We start from the raw sequence: 17,608 nt of genomic DNA on the forward strand, positions 1-17,608 counted from the left end.
GAGCCTCGATTGGGACGGAAGCGGTCCCGCTCGAATCGCCCATCATGCTGGTCGAGCATATCAGGACGACGGATAGTGCAGGAACTTTCAAATTGAGCTTGATGTCGAGCCAGGTATCGCGAGCGAAGGCGTTCTAGAGGCCGGGGGGTACGAAGACTGTGTTCGGCAAAACGGTTCACGTTGATCGCCAAAGCTTCCCAGGGCGCACGTCTACGATCGGCGCGACGTGAGATAGCTCGCGCCGCTAGCCCCCGTAGCGCTCCGTCTTGATGATGGAGGCGTCCAAGCCCGCCAGCAGCGCGCTATCGGTTGCGATGTTGACGAATCCGTTAGACCCGCAGACGAACACTTGCGTCGGCTTTCCCTGAAGCCTGGTTAGAATTTCTTGGACCATCATGCCGTCGATCCGTCGCGCAAAGTCCGATGCGCGAACCGGTTTCTCGCGCGTAATCGCGAGCGCCAGGACGAACGCCGGATCGCTGATTTCGATGCAATGAAGTTCTTCTGAGAAGAGAACGTCCTCGGCGGTTCGTGCGGACAGGAGCAACGCTGTCGGAACGGCTTGGGCCAATGCGCGGCGCTGCCGGATCATTGCCATCAACGGCACGAGGCCGGAGCCTCCCCCGATCAACAGAACCGGATCTATGGCAGGCTCAGGCCAAAGGAAATGGCCACCGAGCGGACCGCGAACTTCGATTTCGTCACCAATCGCCGCGATGTCGTGAAAAAACGGCGAAACTTCGGCATCCGGCATGCGCTCGATAGCTATCTCGACGATCGGGGTCGAAACTGCCGATGACGCGATCGAGTAGCTGCGCATTGCACTGTAGCCGTCGGGCGCGGTCAGCCGGATATCGACGTGCTGACCTGCGGTGTGCGCGAACGGCTTGCTCAACCGAAGGAAGAAGCTCTTGATACTCGGTGTTTGCTGGATGATGTCGTCGATCACGCATGATTGCCACGAACGGACTTGCGCTTCGTTTTCAGTCATGGGTGTATCGTTGTTCGCGCCACGGATCGCCGTAGATGTGATAGCCGTGCAGCTCCCAAAAGCCGGCCTCGTCACGCGTCGTGAATTGCAGCGCATTCACCCATTTGGCGGATTTCCAGAAGTAAAGGTGCGGCACTAGAAGACGCGCCGGCCCCCCATGATCGCGGGAAAGTGGCTTGCCCGCATAACTGAGGGCGACCATCGCTTTCCCGGAAAGCAGATCCGTCAGAGGGACGTTTGTCGAATAATTATCGTAGCAGTGCGCCAAGACGAAATCGGTAGGCCGATCAAGCTCTGCATCTGCAAGGATGTCTTCAATGAGTACACCCTCCCAAACGGTATCCAGTTTGGACCAAGAGGTGACGCAGTGAATATCCTTTGTCACCTGGGTCTTTGGTAGAGTGTTGAATTCGCCCCAATTCCACGTTTTGACGGGCTTCGGACCAATTTTGACTGTGAATTTCCAGTCGGAGGGCTCTACCCTCGGCGTAGGGCCGGCCGACAGAACAGGGAAATCCTCCACCAGATGCTGACCTGGCGGAATCCGATCGGACTGGTCGCCTGAACCGCGACCGGTGAAACCTCTGGTGACCATAGTGACCCCTCTTGCTCGATACGGCAGACCGAAGCCGGCCTTCATTTCAGTACTCTGCGTAAAGCATTTGCCCGCACATCCGCCGAATAAGCCAATCGACTAAAAATCAGATACAGATGCTCTATCATCGTAAAAAATCGCGTATCGAACATAGCGTCAGGCCAGCATGATTCCCAATACCCAATGGCTATAGGGTAGATAACCCCAAGGCTGCGTACGCTGATCTGCGGTATGCGGAGCGGAAGTTGCAGGTTCGCTCTCAAACGGATGGGCAGCGTGCAAAGCTCAAGGCTCACCAGCGCATGGTTGCCCAGTTCGCGCTCGCCGGCAGCTTGAGTATATTAAGGACGAAATGTCGATCTGATCTATTCTGGCTTCAGGAAATAGGGAAAATAAGGTCGGACGTTCGCGCACCGTCGCGACGCGCGATCATCCACTAAGCTTCTGTATCGGGGTTGGAGGATCAGATGAACGAGATCGAACGACAAGCGCCTGAGCTGCGGGTGCAAAAATGGATTGGCAAAGATGGGGAAAGTATCGCGCCGTTCAAACTGTCAGATATCGGGCCCGGCCCGAAAATCTTGTTTGCCTTCCAGCATTGGTGCCAAGGTTGCCATTTGCATGGGTTTCCGACGCTACAAAAGTTGCATGCAGCGTTGAGCTCAAAAGACGTGGGGTTCGCAGTGATCCAGACCGTCTTCGAAGGAACGCATGAGAATACCTTCGAGAAGTTGCGCGTGAACCAGCTCAAGTATGAGCTTCCTATCGTTTTCGGTCACGACGAGCAACCGACCGGCTCGCCGTTTCCAACCTTCATGGAAGACTACCGCACACGAGGAACTCCGTGGTTTACGGTTATCGACGCTGGCGGTAGCATTGTTTTCTCGGACTTCCATCTCGACGCGGAGCGACTAGTGAAGCAACTTGAGCAAGGTTAATCGTTGGAAGGTGGGCAATCATCCTGATTGCCACCCATCCCCTGATGCCCACTACAGGCGTTGCGCGCTGTAACTCTGTTGATCAGCGTGCGAAAACCCGGATCCGGATAGGAGGAGCGTCAACGATTGAATCAATCCGTTGGGAGAGGGCGGCTCCGCTCCGTCAGCTCGGCAATAGATAACCCATTCTCGCCGAGCAACTCTCTGATCCGATCGACGATATGAGCCCCTAGCGCCGCTGTCTTGGTCCCCCCCACAGATTCCCAAGATGCGAGTTCACACGCCGATACCTCGTGGTCAGCGCCGAAGTGCTTCTGTCGGTATGTCACCGCCGCCCTTCAATGATAAAGGCGCGGTAACGGGAACCGGCAAAGCGATGAGCAGCGATGGTTTGGTAGGCGGGACTGTCATACCAGTCGCGAGCGGCCTGCATCGTCGGGAAACGCAAGATTACGGCCCCTTCGATGGGCGGCCCCTCCAAATGCTGGATCGCGCCATAAGCGGCGAGAAAGGTAACGTCGTGACCATCGAACGATGGTCCGACGCCTGCAGAATAGGTTGCGAGTGCATGTGGGTCGCTGGTTTCTTCCCGCGTAAAGACGACGAACGCTTCCATCATTAGGCCTCTCAAAGGTTGGATCTGTTGGCCATTACCACCGGTGATGGCCTCACAGTCGTCAGGCTGGCAACTGGAACCCGATTTTCATGAGTGCCTCGACGCACGCATCCTGATCCTGCTGATAGTTGCCTCCGGAGATGCCTATGCCGCCGATCAACTTCCCATCCTCCAGAATCGGATAACCGCCGCCGACAGCGACCATCCGAGGGCGATAGGCTAGCGGCGCCACTTTTGGATCGTTGGTCACATAGTCGTTCCAGACATGGGTCGGGAACCCAAACGAGGCGGAACTCCAGGCCTTGTCGATGGCAACATCGACGGTAAGGAACGGCGCATCGTCGGTGCGCTCGAACGCGCGCAGGTTACCGGTGGCGTCGACGACGGCGACGGCAGCCGGGATGCCGATGGCACGGGCCGCAGCGAGCGCCGCGTCGATGAGGGCGACTGCGGTTTCGCGGTTGATCGAGGCGGTGGCAATAGATTTGGTCATGGGATTCTCATCGCTGGGGCATAACCCGTTCGGCTTTTTGAGGTTGGACAAGATGTTTGGCGATCGCGGTCGTTAGAAGCCTTCGAGGACGATCTTGCCTTTAGCCGCGCCACTTTCGATCAGTGCATGCACCGTCTTCAGATTGGCGGCATTGATCGGCGACAGTCGCCGGGTCAGCGTCGTGCGGATTTTGCCGTCGTCAACCAGCGCTGCCATCGCATCCAGAATCTCGCCCTGCTCATTCATGTCGGGCGTGCCGTAGATCGACCGCGTGAACATCAGCTCGTGGTGGATCGACACCGCCTTGCGCTTGAAAACCATGATATCGAATGCCTTGGGATCGTCGATCAGTCCGAACCGTCCTTGTGGGGCGATCAGTTCGGCGATGTCGGCGACATGTTGCTCGGTATGTGTGGTCGAAAAGACGAAAGCGGGAGCACCGATGCCGAGTTCGGCGATCTGTGGCGCGAGCGGACGAGAATGGTCGATGACGTGGTGAGCTCCAAGCCCTCTTACCCACTCTTGGGTTTCCGGTCGAGAGGCTGTGGCGATGACGGTGAGGTCCGTGCGCTGTCGCGCGATCTGGACGGCGATCGACCCAACCCCGCCCGCGCCACCGATGATGAGGATCGCCTCCGCCGCACCGGGTACGGGCTTCGCCACGTCCAGGCGGTCGAACATCGCCTCCCAGGCCGTCAACGTCGTCAGCGGCAGCGCCGCCGCTTCCGCCCAGGAGAGCGACGCAGGTTTGTGACCGACAATCCGGGCGTCGACGAGATGGAACTCCGCATTGGTACCGGGCCGTGTGATCGATCCGGCATAATAGACCTCGTCGCCTAACTCGAACTGCGTGACGTCGGGGCCGACCTCGCGCACAATCCCGGCGGCATCCCATCCCAGCACCTTCCAATCGCCATCTGCCGGCGGCGTGCTGTTGCGGACCTTGTAGTCGACCGGGTTGACCGAGACGGCCTTCACCTCAACCAGGATATCGTATCCTGCAGCGACAGGCCGAGGCAGATTGATGTCGACCAGCGCGGCATCCGCGGCGATGGGTCCCGGAACCTTGTAACCAATGGCTTTCATAAATGTCTCCAGCTTGCTTGATCGGATGACGCGAATGCTCGTTAGTCAACTTCTTCTACATTGAGGTCCCGACTCTTGAACTGGGTCGCGGTAGCAGATTTCATCGAACACGTCGATCAACAGGCCCTTATGCTCGGTCGCCGGATCGGTGATCGCGTAGAGGGTGGAGGCGTTATCGCCATCATCACCGCTTCCGAGGCGAAACGCCGCGTCGACGCAGATGCCGCACGGACCGATGGTTGATCCTGGCTCGAGATCGACGAGATTGCTGTCCTTGACGCGCTATTCGCGGTCTTAGCCCTTGGCGATGAAGGACTGAACTGCTTGTAGAGCGTCGGTCAGCTGCTATGTCATGGACGCACCTTCATCTTGAGTTGGATTGGACAAGCTTCCGTATAAGGCCCGCTGTAACCGTCAGATGACGGCGAAGAAAACGATGGGCAGTATTCACAGCCACTTAGCCTTCTTGAAGCGCACAAATAGGAAAACGCACGATATCGCTATCACTCCGAGCACGACAAAGTATCCGTAGGCCGTGTCCAGCTCCGGCATGTGCTTAAAGTTCATGCCGTATATTCCAGCGATCGCCGTCGGGACTGCCAGTATTGCCGCCCAGGCCGCGAGCTGGCGGGTGACCACACCGATCCTTTGCGCTTCCAGAAGGCTGCTGGCCTCAAAGACCGTGGACAGGACAAGCAGGAGGCCGTCGACCATGGACTGCACGCGGTGGACATGGTCCGCGACGTCGTGGAAATATGGTGTCATTTCGGCGCTGATGCAGGGAAAGTGGCCGCGAACGAGCTTTCGCACCAGCTCGGCCATAGCCCTGAGCGTGCGCTGGAACCGCGTGAGTTCGGACCTTAGTTCGAAGATTCGCGCCACCTCTTCTGGCCCGAGGAAATCGTGCAGCGACCGTCGCTCCATCGCCAGGACGTCGTCCTCGATCATTTCGAAGATGGGCAGATACTGGTCGACCACGCGATGCAAGATCGCGTGCAGCACATAGTCGACACCCTTGCCGAACTGCGTCGGCGATGCCTCGAGTTGCTCCCGAAGTTTGCCCAGCGCTCCGGCATTGCCGTGCCGCACGGTGATAAGGTGATTGTGACCGGTGAAGATCGCCATCTTGCCGTAGCTGATCCGGTCGCCGACCAGCTCGGCGGTCTGCGCGACGACGTACAACTCATCGTTGTAGACCTCGAGCTTGGGCGGGCACAGCGGGTGCATCGCGTTGTCGATCGCCAACGGATGAAGATTATATGTCCTTTGGATCGCGAGTAGTTCCTCGGGGGTGGGTTCGCTAAGCGCGATCCAGCAGAAGCCCGAGCGACTCTCGCCCAACTTGACGTGCTCATCGAGCGCGATTTCGCGAACTCGCTTGCCTTCGTTGTAATAATAGGCGGCGATGATGCTCATGCTGGCCTCGCGGGAATGTGGAGGCCACGCTGGACGGCCGGTCGAGCCAGCCCGCGTCCAAGCCATGCGCGGACGTTCGAAAAGCTGCTGAGGCCAAGGATGTCACCCGCAGCGTAGAATTCCACCAGCGCATTCACCCAGCCGAGCGTCGCGATGTCCGCGATCGAATAGTCGTCGACGATCCAGTCGCGGCCTTCCAGCCGGCGATCCAGAATCCCCAGCAGACGCGTGGATTCGTCGATAAAGCGCTGTTGCGGCCGCTTGTCCTCATAGTCCTTGCCGCCAAATCGCAGGAAGAAGCCGAGCTGACCGAACATCGGCCCGATGGCCGACATCTGAAAGAACACCCACGCTAGGGTCTCGTAACGCTGGCCTGGTTCGGTGGAGATGAACTGACCCGTCTTGTCGGCCAGATAGAGGAGGATCGCACCGGATTCCCATAAGGCGATGGGTCTACCGTCAGGGCCAGCCGGATCGATGATCGCCGGTATGCGTCCGTTCGGGTTCAGCGACACGAACGCCGGATCCTTCGACTCGTTGTTCGAGATGTCGATCAGGTGGGGCTCGTACGCCAGGCCAGTCTCCTCAAGCATGATCGAGACCTTGACGCCATTGGGCGTAGGGGCTGCGTAGAGTTGCAGGCGATCGGGATGAGATGCCGGCCAGCGCTGCGTGATCGGAAAGGACGAGAGGTCTGGCATAAATCTGCGATCCTGGTGTTGCGATGGCGACTGACTGGAACGAGCCGTCACTCTGAAGTAGGGTTCGATGACCGCGTCGCTGAACGACGCGGTCACGAAGATTGCGGACCGGACCGGCGCAGTGGCAACGGCAGTGAAGCCTATTCCGCCGCGGTCCCGGCCGCTGGCTGTACGTCGTCAACCTTTTGGCGCTTCGGAAGCACCCAGCCGGGACGGACGAAGTGGCAGGTGTAGCCGCCCGGGCGCTTCTCCAGATAATCCTGGTGATCGGGCTCGGCCTCCCAGAACTCGCCGACCGGCTGGACCTCGGTCACCACTTTGCCATCCCACAGCCCCGAGGCATCCACATCGGCGATCGTATCCTCGGCGACGCGCTTCTGCTCCTCGTCGACATAATAGATGCCCGACCGGTAGGAGAGCCCACGATCATTGCCCTGGCGGTTCAGCGTCGTCGGATCGTGGATCTGGAAGAAGAATTCCAGGATGTTCCGGTAGCTCGTCACTGTCGGGTCGAAGACAATCTCGATCCCCTCGGCATGCGTGCCGTGATTACGATACGTGGCGTTCGGAATATCGCCGCCCGTGTAACCCACACGGGTCGAGATGATGCCGGGCCGCTTGCGGATCAGATCCTGCATGCCCCAGAAACATCCTCCTGCGAGAACAGCGCGCTGATGCATGTTAAGCCTCCTCTACTTGATCGAGATATTCACCGTATCCCTCGGACTCCATCTCGTCGCGCGGGATGAAGCGAAGGGACGCTGAGTTGATGCAGTACCGCAGACCGCCGCGGTCGGAAGGACCATCGGGGAACACATGGCCGAGATGACTGTCTGCGTGTACTGACCTGACCTCCGTCCGGACCATGCCGTGTGCGCTGTCCCGCACCTCGTTCACGTTTGCCGAAACGATCGGCTTGGTGAAGCTGGGCCAGCCAGTACCCGAATCGAACTTGTCCGTCGAAGCGAACAGTGGCTCTCCCGACACTATGTCGACGTAGATGCCAGGCTCCTTGTTGTCGTTGTACTCGCCCGTGAAGGGCCTTTCGGTGCCCGCCTCCTGGGTAATTCGGTGTTGCTCGGGAGTCAGGTGGTCGATTGCTGTCTGTGACTTTTCAAACTTCATTACAGTCTCCAATACTTATCTAGAGGGCCAGGCACGCTACCGCTAATTTTTTATGTCTCCTGATTTGCTCCTACAATGGTAGTGGGATGGCAAACGAGGTTTTACTAAGTGTTGGAAAATTAGAGATTTAAATTTCGCGTCTATTAATTCTAGCGCAACTGAGTGGTTAAGCAAGTACGTAATCAGTAAATATTAAAAAAATAACACAAAAGCACGATTATATAATACAGTGTCAGTGTTTTATGATAATCAACAACGCCTGTTTAGATGCTGGTAGATGCGAATTTTTTGGCGTACAGTCAAAATTTTCTGATGGTTGCTTAGTGTGTTGGCGCTGATGGAAAATTGACCCACCCTGCCGATTGAAATTTGACCCAGGGCGGATTGCTGATTTTGTTACCAGCAACTGTGGATAAGTCTACCAGCGCAGCTGCTGTTGCCCCCACTCCTTCGCTAGCCCAGTTCAGTTGTTTAAGACCTGCCACACGCAGCCATGTAGCAGGCCGTCGTCGCCATGAAATCAGAACGGCTCATCGTCCTCCGGTTCCTGGCCGCCCTTACGCTTTCGCTCCCGTGATTTGATCTTGGCCTGGGCCGCCAAGCTACTGTGTTGCAGGCGATAGGACTCGTTACCGGTTTCGACGATGTGGCAGTGGTGGGTCAGCCGATCCAGCAGGGCGGTGGTCATCTTGGCGTCGCCGAACACGCTCGACCATTCGGCGAAGCTCAGGTTGGTGGTGATCACCACGCTGGTGTGTTCGTACAGCTTGGACAGCAGGTGAAACAGCAACGCACCGCCAGCCTGGCTGAACGGCAGATAACCCAGTTCGTCGAGGATGACCAGATCCATGCGCAGCAGTGCCTGGGCGATCCGCCCGGCTTTGCCGTCGTGTTTTTCGCGCTCCAGCAGATTGACCAGATCGACCGTGGAGTAGAAGCGCACGCGCTTACCGTGCCGGGTGATGCCGGACACGGCCAGCGCGGTGGCTAGGTGGGTTTTACCGGTGCCTGGCCCACCGATCAGCACCACGTTCTGCGCGGTGTCGGTAAAGGCCAGGCTGGCCAGCTCGCTGATCAGGCGTGCGTCGGCGCTAGAGGCGTTGAAATCGAAGCTGGCCAGATCGCGGTGCATCGGCAGCTTGGCCATGTTCATCTGGTGGCTCACCGAGCGCATGGCGCGATCTGTGTGCTCTTGTTCCAGCAGGTGTTCGAGCAGCCACTTGGATGAGGCTGTGTTCGACTCACCCTGTGCAGTTAACTCCGCCCAGGCCGTGGCCATGCCGTGCAGGCGCAGTTCCTTGAGTTCCGCCATCAAATCACGCATGACCGATCTCCTTGGTCTGGCCACGCAGGCGGTCGTAGCGCGCCGTGTTGGCGACGGGGGCTTCCTTGAGCGACAAGTGGGTTTCGACGCTGGGCGGCGGTTCGGATGCTGTCAGCCGTGCCACGACATTGAGGATGTGTTCGGCGCTCAGGCTGCCGCTCTCCAGTACCAGCTCAACGGCTACCAGCACGGCATCGAGTCCGGCGACCGGTACGGCAGCCAGGACTTGCGCCATGATCCGGTCACCGCCGGCATGACGCCCCAGACCGTGCTTAAGCTGACGCAGCGGCGCTGGCAGATCAGTAAAGGGCGCTCCGTTGCGCAGCGCGCCGGGCTTGCGCTCAATCAGCGGGATGTAGTGCTGCCAGTCGTAGCTGACCTGTTCGCGATCCAGCAAGCGCGCATGGCTGGCAATCAGCGCATCATCGGCCACCACCTCGATGCGGGTCGGATACAAACGGCTGCTGACCCACTTACCCGCGTACTCACACGGCACCGAGTAACGGTTGCGCCCGACACTGACCAGGCAGGTGCTGGAGACCCGCGCAGGCCGCTCGACGTAACCGTCGAAGGCCGCGGGCATAGGCATCAGTTCGGCGCGCTCCAACTCCAGTACCTCGGCCACACTGAGCCCGCTGTATTGAGGGTGCGTCAGCTCGTTCCAAAGCGCGCGGCAGCGCTGGCCCAGCCAGGCATTGAGTTCCTCGAAGGAGTGAAACTGGCAGTCCTGGGCGTCTAGCCAGATACGCCTGCGGCTGTCTTGCACGTTCTTTTCAACGATGCCCTTTTCCCAACCAGCGGCGACGTTGCAGAAGTCCGGATCGAACAGGTAATGCGCGCACATCACCGCAAAGCGCGCATTCACCGCCCGGCCTTTGCCCTTATTGACCTTGTCGACGGCGGTCTTCATGTTGTCGTAGATGCCCCGGCGCGGCACGCCGCCCAAGGAGCCGAACGAGCGTGTATGGGCGTCAAATAACATCTCATGGCCCTGGCTCGGATACGCCACAAGCCAGAACGCACGGCTGGCACACAGCTTCAGATGTGCCACCTGCATACGCCGGTAAATGCCGCCGACCAGCAAGCCTTCCTCGCTCCAGTCAAACTGAAACGCCTCGCCAAGAGCAAAGGTCAGCGGCACAAAGGCCTGCGACGCCTTGCCCTGTCCCCCTCGCCAGGCACGGATAAACGCGGTGAGCTGGCTGTAGCCACCGTCATAACCTTCGGCTTTGATTTGCGCCAACAGCGCCTTGGCACTGCGCCGCTGTTGCTTGGGCCGCAGCGAATCGGCTTTTAGCGCCTGCTCCAGCGTGGCGTGAAAAGGGCTGAGTTTGTTGAAGATCGCGCGGCGTTGGTAGACCGGCGGCTTGGCCTCAGGTGCTCTGACCCACTTGCGAATCGTGTTGCGCGCCAACCCGGTGCGCTTGGCTATCTCATGCAGCGACAGCTTGTCGCGGAAATACATCCGGCGAATTTTGCCCATCATTTCCATACTGATCACCCTGTGTTCTCCTGCTCAAAAATTGAGCAGAAGCAGTTGAACACCTGGGTCAGTTTTCAGTCGGCAGAACAGCCTCTACTGGGTCAGTTTTCGGTCAGCGGCAACAGCCTTGCTGCTCAATAGTAAGCGGCGGGCGAACAACGGCATGGGGCTGTTCCAGGGGCACGGGGTTGGCCAGCCACAGGGCCACATAACCGGCCACCAGGGCGGAAGCGAGGGAGACGGAGAGGTAGCGAAGGATCATGGGCATGGTCGAACTCCTTTCGAGGGGGCCGGCTGTCCTAGCTGGCTATCCATATTGAATGCGGCAACTGACTTTAGGCTAGGCCCAGCATTATTTCACGCAGGTAATTCAAATCGCGATCATGGCCGCCAGGCCACGCCACGGAACGGAACGGGCAGCAGGGACCGCTAATAAACGTCCGGATACACTTTTGGGTAGTGAGTTCAGTCTGAACAGAGTGCTGGTTTGAGAAAGCTACTGCGCTCCGATGTGGTTTGCCTCAGGCGTGATAACGTCACAATGATTTTTGACAGTAAAGGACTGATGTCATGACCGGCTCAAAGAAGTTGCGTAGCGCTGGGGATTTTCCGAACAAATCGGTCGTGGAGTACGCGACGGTCCGAGTCGAGATACCCCACCGTCTTATCCCGTCGAATCTTAGTAATCCCCACTATAGAGATGAGGACATCGTTGCCGGGCTCTATGCGAGCCCTACCGGTCGCCTCTCGTACAAGACGCTCTACCTGGATAGCGTCGAGCTAGCTGAGCGATTTGTAGCTTACCTCCGGCAGCTCTTTCAGAACCGACCCTATGCCAATGACTTCTCCCTCAAGATTGAAGTGATTACAACCACCCAGAAGGTCACTGCAACCAAAGGTAGGGCCAAGCATTCTGCCGCAGTAGCTGAAACGCTCCAGAAAACTCAGTTCTGACAAAGTCGCCTGAACCGGACACAGCAACGCATAGATCGTATGGAGCGCCGTCGAGCAAGGGGCAAGCTAGGTAAACGGAGGGCCGCTATTAATGAATCGCCCCGGGTTTTGTGGAGGCCGTTCCGTTTAAGTCAGGCCGCCATGGCCTGATCTGCTTGTTGCTGGTGGAAGTTTGCCTCAGCCTCCGCGGGCGGGATATATCCGATTGAGCTCAGCAAGCGTTGGTGGTTGTACCAGTGCACCCATTTCAAAGTCGCCATCTCAACAGCTTCGCGGCTCTTCCATGATTGACGGTAAATCAGCTCGGCCTTGTACAGCCCGTTGATGGTTTCGGCCAAGGCGTTGTCGTAGCTATCGCCCTTGCTGCCAACTGAGGGTTTCCGGGCGATAGGACCGGGGGGAAAGCCTGAGTGTCACAGCCTGTGCACTGGTAGCCATAGGTGTCCACTACTGCCAACAGCTTGAGGTCTTCGGCCTCAACAATTTCCTTGGTCACACAGTCACGAGCGTTATCCACGGCGACTACTTCTCCATCGAGTTGGGGGTGTTAGCCTTGTTCAACCCCCAGCATACTGTTCGAAATATAGGGAGCAAGATGATGAGCGATGAGCTTTATGTTTCCGTCGATGTCGAGACTTCGGGGCCGGTGCCAGGCATCTATAGCCTGCTTTCCATCGGCGCTTGCGTCGTCTCAGAGCCCGCTCAGTCAATCTATCTCGAGCTCCAGCCAGACGGCCTACAACACGATCCGGAGGCTGTCGCCGTAACTGGCCTTGACCTCACCAGGCTCGAAAACGAAGGGCTAGCCCCAAAGACGGCGATGCTCAAGCTGAAGCAATGGTTGAACCAGGTATGTTCGGCAGATCAGAAAGTCGTTTTCGTGGGGCTGAATGCCCCGTTTGACTGGTCGTTCATCAACTACTACTTCCAAAAATATTCTGGGACGAACCCCTTTGGGTTCACCGCACTCGACATCAAGGCGTATTACATGGGGGCTACCGGATGCCGCTGGGGGGAAACTAAATCCTCTCAAATGACCGCTCGTTTCAAACCCCAAAGCGCTCCCAACCATAACGCGTTAGACGACGCACGATTTCAGGGGGAGCTTTTCGCTCTCATGCTGGAAGAGGCACGTAACCGCTAACCGGGCCAACTGCCCCGGATGGCCTCAACATAACGCCCATCCCTAAAAGACCAAGCCTTTATGCCTTCGTGGCTGCTGGAGTTGCCCACGATGATTGCTAGCGGGTGCGGCAGCTGTTGGGTGTAGTACGCAGCGAACCTGGAAAAACTCCCGATATCAGTGGGGGAGATCATAGGAATACTTTGCGGGTGCGTATGCCAGTACCCCACCAGGCGGAGACCTGTGGCGTTAGCCTGCTCAATTTCCTTTCGACAGCGACGAGCATTCAAATCCAGCCAGGTCCTACCAGCCCGATCATCTTTATGAGGAGGAGTTGCCAAGGCCAGTACCAATCCGGCAGCGCCTGAAGGGTCAACGAATAGCTGGCCTCCACGCTCTACATCAAAGTGCTTCTGTCTGTAGCTCTCCAGCAGGCTCGCAACCTCCTGCGATACCAACAGAGAAGTGTTTAGCCCGGGCCAGGTCCATTGCCAGGCGATCGCCGTCATTTACTTCTCTCCGATATTTCCGGCCAATCGCGCTCCAGCAGGGCCTGCTGCATTCCGGCAGGTAGCTCAGGCCCGAGATAGTTACCTCCCAGCGTAACCACGTCATCAGGTCGATTGATGCTGCTGACCCAGCTCGGGCTACCGATGTTGCCATTCAACGCTCGTAATGCAGCTTGAGAAACCATCGAAGCAATGTTCACCATCCCAAGTGAGCCTCCCGGGATGAAACTCTCCCCGCAGGCGGGAAGGGCGACGACCCCTCCTTCCGGCCACTCGGTGAACTTGTGCTTAAAATCACCGTTGTCTGTGAATAGGCCTCGAGCATCAAATGCACCAGATGGCGCAAGGAGCACATGCCCCACCTGTGTATGAGGTTCACTCCAAGCCTGGAGTAAACCCCAGGAGGTGCCATTTGACTTGGCCCCCCACAGCGCCACCTCCGACTGCCAGTCTGCGGTAGTAACCACTACCAGATCCGCTTTATCAAAAACCTCGGGATTCTTGTACATCACCACTTCGGCGAAGGTGGCGAACGCCGCGACATCCGTGGTGGGCAGGTCTTTGCGAATTCTTTCCTGAAGCGCTTCGGCCTTGGGGAGACCAAGGTCATCGGCACCGAGCACATGTCTGCCAAGATTTGCCGAGACCAAGTGATCCGGGTCAATGAGTGTCAGATGACCAACCCCCGAACGCGCCAACTGTAGGGCAACGGTGCTACCCAATGAGCCTACCCCAACGCAAACGACGCGAGCTCCTTCTAGCTTCTGCGCCACGCCACTGAGGTCACGGGACAAAATCTCCGTCCTATCCAGCACATCCAGCGTCGTTGCTCGGATCAGAACTGGGGGATGATTGACTACAACTGCAGGCCGGCGCCGCGCTGATCGCAGGTAAAACCTCGATCCTCGATCCAGCCGTGGGCCGTATGCGCGAACGTTCAGGCAGTAGATTGGGGCGCTGGCATCCCCGGGTAGCTCCAAAGCGATCCAGCGGTTGGGCAGTGAGCCACGCTCATTGAACCAAGCCACCAGCTGCGTTCTGTCATTAGGAGCAAGATGCGGCAAAAGCCATGTGAGCAGTAGCTCCGGGGCGGGAAGACGCAGGTCCGGATAGCTCCGAAGCTTTGCGTAGAAACCTGGGGCCTCCGGTGCTCGCATCCTTGGAGATCGGCCAATCGTCCGCCGGTAGTGTCTTTTCAGGGATGCCAAATCCGGGGCGAGCCAGACTGTTTCCTGGCCAGATGGTAACGTTTGTCGAGGATCGCTAAGGGCATACAGCTTCGAGGCAGCTTGAGGGCGATCCAAAAGGATAAGGTTTTGTAGAGATTGCCCTTGCTGCCTAGACCAGTACGATGTGATTTCGCGACGAAATTCGGCATCCCGGGTAGCCGCACATGAACCCATGCGGGACAAATTCACGATCTTGGCTAACCGCGCCAAGCTATCCGACACCACATACTCAGGGGTGCCCATCACTGGGCGCTCCTGGAAACCATGCAGGCAGAGCCCGACTTCCATAGCGTGAGGCCATACAAGCCATGGCGAGGGCTCGACTGTAAGCCTCAACCCACCGCGGGGGAAATTCTTGGGAAAGCTGATGCGTAGCCGCCGCTCCGTGCCCGTATAGTCAACTGGCAGAGGAAAGTAGTAGCTCGCAGCTTCACCGGTCCGAGGGACCGCAGGCTGAAGCAGTGCGTGTGCGGCATCTTCGCCAAGAGCACCCCGTAGCGCGGCTATACCGCGCTGCAGAGACGTATCCGTCTGATCAACCAAGACGCCCAACTGGCTTCACATCCTCTTGAGAGCTCGCAGTCCCGCTCGCGCCGCCAAACATGGTGCCCATTAACGTGGCGTTTCGGGTGGTGCCATCAGGCCGGCCAGGCATCGTCCAGTTGGGCGGAATTTCGCTATTCACTGCCGAAATGAAGGTAGGGCCAATGCCGAAGTTTTCGTTCACTGCCTTGGCAAACGCCTCTGCGGACTCGAAGCTTTCAAGTCCCAGCGAGACCGATACGCTGGCATTCTCGTGCCACTCCTGGAATGCCCGGCGGTAGCGATGTCCATCGAGCGGTCTATTCCATTTTTCAGCGAAGTTTTCGCCGCTATCTGCCGGGTTGCAAACCTGGCATTCGTTGCCCCGGTACTTAACGTGATCCGGCATCCTTCGAACGATTTCGAGGATGGCATCTAGCGGCCTCAGCGGCGTCGACTGGGACTCTTTCGCCACATCAAGGTAGGCGTGGGTAGCGAGAGTGGTGATGACTGCCGAAATCGGACGATGATCCGTATTTTTGGTGCGGATGGCCCACTCATCCCGATGTCGCTTCAGCAGCTTGATCGTTGCCCGAAGTGGGTCTTGATCGAGATAGTCCTGATACTGCGGCAGCGGATCCTGAGTGGCGGCATCAAAAGCGCGCTGGCTTTTCGCGACAGCCATATGTTCCGCCAAGGAGATGGTTTGCGTTGACGCGACCTGCAACCATTTTGAGTACGGGATCGGGCTGCTCGCCTTCCACCCAGTCTCCCGATCCGGTACTTCAAGCTTACCTTCGCCATTGCCTTGAGAATTCCCATTGATGGCACGCGCTGGCGTGACATCGATGTGGAATCCGGGGTTTTCGTCCGCATAGACGATCCGGATGCCCCGGCGTAGTTGCTTGATTTCCTCCTGGACACGGCTGCCAGCCTTGAAGCGTTCCTCAATGGCATCCAGAACCTCTCGAGCTCCAGCATCCTGGGCATGAGGGAGCCAAATAATGGCGTCCGCGTCGATGGTGTCCAGATCCTCTGGGGCGCCAGAAACGGGCTTGATCGTTGTCTTCAGGCGCATGGAGCCTTGGACAAAAATGTGCGCCTCCGCCAGTAGTGGATTGTCGGAAGCGTTGAGGATCTTCTCAAGCTGGGAGTATCGGTCGTTGATCTTCTCGTACTGCGCTTCGGACAGTGAGATCTCCTTCGCGGCGCGGAGCAGAAAGTGCTCCCAGCTTCCGCGCTTGGTCTGTTCATTGCTCATGGACATCAACGAACCTCCTGGGCTTGGTGGCCCAACTGTAGTGTTGGCGTGAACCTGTTTTGGTTGTCTTTATCTCGATCGAAAATCAGGTAAGCGTGTTGGTGTTGCGTAGTAAGCAAGGCCCCGAACTCAATTGCCAAAGCAGCGGGAATCGCCGCAAACACATGGATTGTGTCTGCAGTCATGGCCTCAAGCCGGCTCAAGTGCGTTTGTAGAGCGTCGCGAAACGCGTGTATCACACGACGGTTCTGAACCATCGCATAGCTGGGCACTGGGATGCTCAGCTCAGCGATACGCGCACCAGGTAGTGCCTCTTCGACATCGCGAGTTGGGACTTGCGCGGAGATAGACAACACCAGAGCCAGCGGGCCTTCTCCATCCGAGGGCGGGGTGAACACAAACTCGGGAGGTTCGGCTGACTGGTCAGGCCAACGTAGTTGGTGTTCGCGGTTGAACGAGAAAAGCAGGCGCTTGGATCGATCACCTAAGGACTGCCCCAGCATGATCAGCGCTGGGATGTCTGCCACGCCCACTACGGCCAGCGCTGGAACATCACCATAGGCTCCTCCGCGGCGCTTTAGCTGCTGCTCTAATTCGTGCTGAATGTTGTCCTTAATGCTCTGCCAATAGTGGGCATCCCTGCCACGATGGCTCGGGGCCGGAAAAGTGATCTTGATGGGATGATCGAATGCAGTCAGTCCCTCTGAGGACATTGCCACCAACAGATCACGAACGGGGATGTCGTTGTTCGTTGCGAAATGCTGGCTTTGGACAATTACTGGAATCGCTCTTCCACCATCAGGAGTGGTCGCCGCCAGCCGAACTCGCTCCAGGTACGCTTGGTGCAGGCCGCTGAGATCGCTTTCTGGATATCCCTCAGCATCCCGATCAATTTTGTCATGGCAGCCAGGGCAGAGAAGCATAAGATTGGCTGGGTCGTTGGTGAGCGACGCAGCCTTGGCTTCGTCATGGTCAGATCGACCCCGTGGGCCCTTTGGGCTAGCTGGCAGGATGTGGGCTACCTCGCCCCATTTCATGGGCTTACCTGCACGGTAGTCATACATGAGGTCGGTACCGCACAGCTCACAATGGCCTGCAGCCTGAGTCCACACGACACGCTTCGTCACGTCGTCAGTGTCATAGCGGCCGGTGGCAGCATTGGCTTTTTCTTGTTTTCCCACGAGGCCTCCTAGAAACATCAGAACCACTAATGCGTACTGGCTCTTTGAGATCAGGTGAGGT

Annotated in this window: 20 protein-coding genes and 1 pseudogene; 4 read left to right on the forward strand and 17 right to left on the reverse strand. The window is 57.8% G+C overall.

Annotated elements, in window-relative coordinates:
- Positions 1 to 244: 244 nt before the first annotated feature.
- Both PSPA7_RS00575 and PSPA7_RS00580 read right to left on the reverse strand, forming a co-directional pair.
- Positions 245 to 991: a ferredoxin reductase gene (locus PSPA7_RS00575; RefSeq protein WP_002118292.1), complete on the reverse strand. Its 747-nt coding sequence runs from the start codon at positions 989 to 991 to the stop codon at positions 245 to 247.
- Positions 984 to 1,631, reverse strand: a complete 648-nt coding sequence (locus tag PSPA7_RS00580; protein ID WP_002118288.1) for a sulfite oxidase-like oxidoreductase — start codon at positions 1,629 to 1,631, stop codon at positions 984 to 986. Before PSPA7_RS00580 ends, PSPA7_RS00575 begins: the two co-directional genes overlap by 8 nt.
- Before the next feature lie 422 nt (positions 1,632 to 2,053).
- Here PSPA7_RS00580 and PSPA7_RS00585 point away from each other — a divergent pair, with 422 nt between their 5' ends.
- Complete coding sequence (locus PSPA7_RS00585) at positions 2,054 to 2,524, forward strand: TlpA family protein disulfide reductase (RefSeq protein WP_003464979.1); 471 nt, start codon at positions 2,054 to 2,056, stop codon at positions 2,522 to 2,524.
- 325 nt (positions 2,525 to 2,849) lie between these two features.
- Here PSPA7_RS00585 and PSPA7_RS00590 read toward each other — a convergent pair whose 3' ends face one another.
- The 3 genes from PSPA7_RS00590 to PSPA7_RS00600 all read right to left on the reverse strand — a co-directional run bounded on the left by PSPA7_RS00590 (position 2,850) and on the right by PSPA7_RS00600 (position 4,719).
- Positions 2,850 to 3,140 (reverse strand): DUF1330 domain-containing protein, encoded by a 291-nt coding sequence (locus PSPA7_RS00590; RefSeq protein ID WP_023109439.1) that lies wholly within the window; start codon positions 3,138 to 3,140, stop codon positions 2,850 to 2,852.
- A 61-nt stretch (positions 3,141 to 3,201) separates the two neighbouring features.
- The gene (locus PSPA7_RS00595) at positions 3,202 to 3,633 is read right to left on the reverse strand and encodes a GlcG/HbpS family heme-binding protein (protein ID WP_005006001.1); all 432 of its coding nucleotides are present in this window, start codon (positions 3,631 to 3,633) and stop codon (positions 3,202 to 3,204) included.
- 72 nt (positions 3,634 to 3,705) lie between these two features.
- Entirely contained in the window at positions 3,706 to 4,719 is a 1,014-nt protein-coding gene (locus PSPA7_RS00600) for a zinc-binding alcohol dehydrogenase family protein (protein ID WP_002118279.1), read from the reverse strand.
- Positions 4,720 to 4,794: 75 nt separating this feature from the next.
- Here PSPA7_RS00600 and PSPA7_RS32315 point away from each other — a divergent pair, with 75 nt between their 5' ends.
- Positions 4,795 to 4,962 carry a hypothetical protein gene (locus PSPA7_RS32315; protein ID WP_016487060.1) on the forward strand — a complete coding sequence of 56 codons (168 nt, stop codon included), beginning with the start codon at positions 4,795 to 4,797 and terminating at the stop codon, positions 4,960 to 4,962.
- Positions 4,963 to 5,166: 204 nt separating this feature from the next.
- Here PSPA7_RS32315 and PSPA7_RS00605 read toward each other — a convergent pair whose 3' ends face one another.
- The 7 genes from PSPA7_RS00605 to PSPA7_RS32320 all read right to left on the reverse strand — a co-directional run bounded on the left by PSPA7_RS00605 (position 5,167) and on the right by PSPA7_RS32320 (position 11,036).
- Entirely contained in the window at positions 5,167 to 6,135 is a 969-nt protein-coding gene (locus PSPA7_RS00605; RefSeq protein WP_011979111.1) for a magnesium and cobalt transport protein CorA, read from the reverse strand.
- On the reverse strand, positions 6,132 to 6,836 hold the full coding sequence (locus PSPA7_RS00610; RefSeq protein WP_003464969.1) for a glutathione S-transferase N-terminal domain-containing protein: 705 nt from the start codon (positions 6,834 to 6,836) through the stop codon (positions 6,132 to 6,134). The genes PSPA7_RS00605 and PSPA7_RS00610 overlap by 4 nt, the downstream gene beginning before the upstream one ends.
- Positions 6,837 to 6,976: 140 nt before the next feature.
- Positions 6,977 to 7,516, reverse strand: a complete 540-nt coding sequence (msrA, locus tag PSPA7_RS00615; RefSeq protein ID WP_003464967.1) for a peptide-methionine (S)-S-oxide reductase MsrA — start codon at positions 7,514 to 7,516, stop codon at positions 6,977 to 6,979.
- 1 nt (position 7,517) lies between these two features.
- Complete coding sequence (gene msrB, locus PSPA7_RS00620) at positions 7,518 to 7,961, reverse strand: peptide-methionine (R)-S-oxide reductase MsrB (RefSeq protein ID WP_003464965.1); 444 nt, start codon at positions 7,959 to 7,961, stop codon at positions 7,518 to 7,520.
- Between the two features lie 520 nt (positions 7,962 to 8,481).
- A complete protein-coding gene (istB, locus tag PSPA7_RS00625; RefSeq protein ID WP_011911830.1) occupies positions 8,482 to 9,285 on the reverse strand; it encodes an IS21-like element ISPst3 family helper ATPase IstB in 804 nt (267 codons plus the stop codon).
- Positions 9,278 to 10,777: an IS21 family transposase gene (gene istA / locus PSPA7_RS00630; protein WP_116826081.1), complete on the reverse strand. Its 1,500-nt coding sequence runs from the start codon at positions 10,775 to 10,777 to the stop codon at positions 9,278 to 9,280. The genes istB and istA overlap by 8 nt, the downstream gene beginning before the upstream one ends.
- Before the next feature lie 103 nt (positions 10,778 to 10,880).
- Entirely contained in the window at positions 10,881 to 11,036 is a 156-nt protein-coding gene (locus tag PSPA7_RS32320) for a hypothetical protein (RefSeq protein WP_011979114.1), read from the reverse strand.
- A 302-nt stretch (positions 11,037 to 11,338) separates the two neighbouring features.
- Between PSPA7_RS32320 and PSPA7_RS00635 the strand changes: the two genes are divergently transcribed.
- Positions 11,339 to 11,722, forward strand: a complete 384-nt coding sequence (locus tag PSPA7_RS00635) for a hypothetical protein (protein WP_034037815.1) — start codon at positions 11,339 to 11,341, stop codon at positions 11,720 to 11,722.
- Between the two features lie 131 nt (positions 11,723 to 11,853).
- Here PSPA7_RS00635 and PSPA7_RS00640 read toward each other — a convergent pair.
- Positions 11,854 to 12,102 (reverse strand): annotated as a pseudogene (locus PSPA7_RS00640) (integrase core domain-containing protein); the annotation flags it as partial.
- A 215-nt stretch (positions 12,103 to 12,317) separates the two neighbouring features.
- On the opposite strand from PSPA7_RS00640, the gene PSPA7_RS00645 reads away from it, so the two are divergent.
- A complete protein-coding gene (locus PSPA7_RS00645; protein ID WP_031314431.1) occupies positions 12,318 to 12,866 on the forward strand; it encodes a 3'-5' exonuclease in 549 nt (182 codons plus the stop codon).
- Here PSPA7_RS00645 and PSPA7_RS30605 read toward each other — a convergent pair.
- The 4 genes from PSPA7_RS30605 to PSPA7_RS00660 form a co-directional block, all read right to left on the reverse strand.
- Entirely contained in the window at positions 12,863 to 13,354 is a 492-nt protein-coding gene (locus PSPA7_RS30605; protein WP_023628724.1) for a Mov34/MPN/PAD-1 family protein, read from the reverse strand. The two genes, PSPA7_RS00645 and PSPA7_RS30605, sit on opposite strands and share 4 nt — an antisense overlap.
- Positions 13,351 to 14,826, reverse strand: a complete 1,476-nt coding sequence (locus PSPA7_RS00650; RefSeq protein WP_200903763.1) for a ThiF family adenylyltransferase — start codon at positions 14,824 to 14,826, stop codon at positions 13,351 to 13,353. The genes PSPA7_RS30605 and PSPA7_RS00650 overlap by 4 nt, the downstream gene beginning before the upstream one ends.
- Positions 14,827 to 15,118: 292 nt before the next feature.
- Positions 15,119 to 16,372, reverse strand: a complete 1,254-nt coding sequence (locus PSPA7_RS00655) for a nucleotidyltransferase domain-containing protein (protein ID WP_011979117.1) — start codon at positions 16,370 to 16,372, stop codon at positions 15,119 to 15,121.
- Positions 16,372 to 17,547 (reverse strand): HNH endonuclease, encoded by a 1,176-nt coding sequence (locus PSPA7_RS00660; protein ID WP_034037831.1) that lies wholly within the window; start codon positions 17,545 to 17,547, stop codon positions 16,372 to 16,374. Before PSPA7_RS00660 ends, PSPA7_RS00655 begins: the two co-directional genes overlap by 1 nt.
- Positions 17,548 to 17,608: the final 61 nt, after the last annotated feature.

This window comes from Pseudomonas paraeruginosa PA7 (assembly GCF_000017205.1).
Lineage (GTDB): Bacteria > Pseudomonadota > Gammaproteobacteria > Pseudomonadales > Pseudomonadaceae > Pseudomonas > Pseudomonas paraeruginosa.

What these genes read in the sequence shown, in the direction of transcription:
- PSPA7_RS00575 (WP_002118292.1), bottom strand. Translation starts at nt 991, where the DNA reads ATGACTGAAAACGAAGCGCAAGTCCGTTCGTGGCAATCATGCGTGATC.
- PSPA7_RS00580 (WP_002118288.1), bottom strand. Translation starts at nt 1,631, where the DNA reads ATGAAGGCCGGCTTCGGTCTGCCGTATCGAGCAAGAGGGGTCACTATG.
- PSPA7_RS00585 (WP_003464979.1), top strand. Translation starts at nt 2,054, where the DNA reads ATGAACGAGATCGAACGACAAGCGCCTGAGCTGCGGGTGCAAAAATGG.
- PSPA7_RS00590 (WP_023109439.1), bottom strand. Translation starts at nt 3,140, where the DNA reads ATGGAAGCGTTCGTCGTCTTTACGCGGGAAGAAACCAGCGACCCACAT.
- PSPA7_RS00595 (WP_005006001.1), bottom strand. Translation starts at nt 3,633, where the DNA reads ATGACCAAATCTATTGCCACCGCCTCGATCAACCGCGAAACCGCAGTC.
- PSPA7_RS00600 (WP_002118279.1), bottom strand. Translation starts at nt 4,719, where the DNA reads ATGAAAGCCATTGGTTACAAGGTTCCGGGACCCATCGCCGCGGATGCC.
- PSPA7_RS00605 (WP_011979111.1), bottom strand. Translation starts at nt 6,135, where the DNA reads ATGAGCATCATCGCCGCCTATTATTACAACGAAGGCAAGCGAGTTCGC.
- PSPA7_RS00610 (WP_003464969.1), bottom strand. Translation starts at nt 6,836, where the DNA reads ATGCCAGACCTCTCGTCCTTTCCGATCACGCAGCGCTGGCCGGCATCT.
- msrA (WP_003464967.1), bottom strand. Translation starts at nt 7,516, where the DNA reads ATGCATCAGCGCGCTGTTCTCGCAGGAGGATGTTTCTGGGGCATGCAG.
- msrB (WP_003464965.1), bottom strand. Translation starts at nt 7,961, where the DNA reads ATGAAGTTTGAAAAGTCACAGACAGCAATCGACCACCTGACTCCCGAG.
- istB (WP_011911830.1), bottom strand. Translation starts at nt 9,285, where the DNA reads ATGCGTGATTTGATGGCGGAACTCAAGGAACTGCGCCTGCACGGCATG.
- istA (WP_116826081.1), bottom strand. Translation starts at nt 10,777, where the DNA reads ATGGAAATGATGGGCAAAATTCGCCGGATGTATTTCCGCGACAAGCTG.
- PSPA7_RS32320 (WP_011979114.1), bottom strand. Translation starts at nt 11,036, where the DNA reads ATGCCCATGATCCTTCGCTACCTCTCCGTCTCCCTCGCTTCCGCCCTG.
- PSPA7_RS00635 (WP_034037815.1), top strand. Translation starts at nt 11,339, where the DNA reads ATGACCGGCTCAAAGAAGTTGCGTAGCGCTGGGGATTTTCCGAACAAA.
- PSPA7_RS00645 (WP_031314431.1), top strand. Translation starts at nt 12,318, where the DNA reads ATGATGAGCGATGAGCTTTATGTTTCCGTCGATGTCGAGACTTCGGGG.
- PSPA7_RS30605 (WP_023628724.1), bottom strand. Translation starts at nt 13,354, where the DNA reads ATGACGGCGATCGCCTGGCAATGGACCTGGCCCGGGCTAAACACTTCT.
- PSPA7_RS00650 (WP_200903763.1), bottom strand. Translation starts at nt 14,826, where the DNA reads ATGGGCACCCCTGAGTATGTGGTGTCGGATAGCTTGGCGCGGTTAGCC.
- PSPA7_RS00655 (WP_011979117.1), bottom strand. Translation starts at nt 16,372, where the DNA reads ATGTCCATGAGCAATGAACAGACCAAGCGCGGAAGCTGGGAGCACTTT.